We start from the raw sequence: 1,660 nt of genomic DNA, 5'->3' as shown, positions 1-1,660 counted from the left end.
GATCAGCTGGCTCGAGCAGACCATCAACGACGTGCGCAGTCATCTCGGCGTCGTGTTCCACCGCCTGATCGACGCCGGACGCGTCGCCATCACCGTTGACGTCCTCGACACCGAGGCCGGTCGGGCGGGGGCGCCGAGGACGGTCAATGCGCTCGATCCGTTCCGCTACCCGTATCCCGGTGACATCCGGTACCCGCTGCCGTTGACGCTGTCACTCGACGGGTCGTCGGCCACCGCCCAGGCACACGTGTGGCCGGCCCGCAGCAGCGCGCCGGAGTTCCGGCTGCACGGCGTCCCGGGCCGCGAGCACCAGGGGCTGTACGTCTATCGCCACGACCGGCTGCTGCAGGCCGGCGGCTGGAACGGCGTCGTCCGGGGCCGTCCCGACTACGCTCTCGCGCGAATCGCGATCGACCTCGACGCCGAATTGATGCGGCACTTCACCATCAATCCCGAGAAGTCCGAGGTGACACTCGACGCGAGCGCGTCGGCCGCCCTCGGCCAGGCTGTCTTCGCCGACGGCGACGGCACCTTCCAGTCGTATCTGGCCGACGCCGAGGCAGTGATGCGGTCGGCCCGCAAGCGGCAGCCACGGCCGATCAGTGTTGTCGAACCGGCGTCGGGACTGCCCGAGGACGTGCTCGACTCCTTCAGCGATGCATTGGAATTCACCGTCGGTGACGATCCGGTGTCGATCGGGTGGCGGTCGCTGGCGCGGGACAGATTCTTCGAGGTCAATCTCGAGACCCGGACACTGTGGCTCAACGCGCGTTTCCGACGCGACCTTCTCGGCCGGCGCAGCCTCGACCCCACCGACGCAGCCGTGCTCAAGTCGCTGCTCTTCCTGCTCACGAGCGAGATGTTCGAGGGCGTCCGGCACAGCGCCCGGCAGAAGGACAAGATGCAGGCGTGGCAGGAAGTGCTGCTCTCCGCCATGACCGCAGAGAAGGAACGGGTGACACCGTGAGCGACGAGGTCTACACCGCGATAGCCCGCGAACTCGGGGACGGCTTCCCACCCGAGGACGTGCTGCATCCCGTCAACGCGCGGCTGCGCAAGAGCTATCCGGACGGGCTCACGATCGAGGACGTCGTGAACGTGTTCGTCGACGAGGACGCAACCGTGGTCCGGACGGCGCTGCGAGCACGGTTGCGCCAGTGGGACGCCGAGAGCGCGGCGTCGTGGTTGGGATCCACCGCGCCGAACACGAACGAGCGTCGAACGCTGATCTATGACCTGCTGGGCATCCCCGCCGAGGGCCACGCCGCCCTCGACGAGGCGTATCCGCGGGACGGGGGACCGGTGGTCATCGCGGCGCCGCAGCCCTGGGCCCCGTGGTATACCCCGGAGCGGCGGAACGAGTACAACTTCTACTGGCGTGCCTACCGTCGGGTGCTCGAAAGCAAGAACTGGGACGCCGAGACGATCGGCACACTCGACGTCGCCACCACCGAGGTGGTGCAGCGTCTGGCCGACCCGACCCGGCCCGAGCCGTATCAGTCGAAGGGGCTCGTCGTCGGGTATGTGCAGAGCGGGAAGACCGCGAACTTCAGTGGTGTGGTGGCGAAGTCGATCGACGCGGGTTACCGGTTGATCATCGTGCTGACGGGCACCATCGAGATCCTGCGCAGTCAAACTCAACGTCGCCTCGACATGGAAC

The 1,660-nt window shown here is 67.5% G+C and carries 2 pseudogenes; both read left to right on the top strand.

The window, feature by feature from the left end:
• A pseudogene (locus WAW17_RS30265) lies at positions 1-967 on the top strand (ATP-binding protein); the annotation flags it as partial.
• A pseudogene (locus WAW17_RS30260) lies at positions 964-1,660 on the top strand (endonuclease); the annotation flags it as partial. The pseudogenes WAW17_RS30265 and WAW17_RS30260, both read left to right, overlap by 4 nt.

It is taken from the genome of Rhodococcus sp. (in: high G+C Gram-positive bacteria) (genome assembly GCF_049286785.1).
GTDB lineage: Bacteria > Actinomycetota > Actinomycetes > Mycobacteriales > Mycobacteriaceae > Rhodococcus_F.
This window is presented reverse-complemented; position numbering and strand designations above follow the sequence as displayed.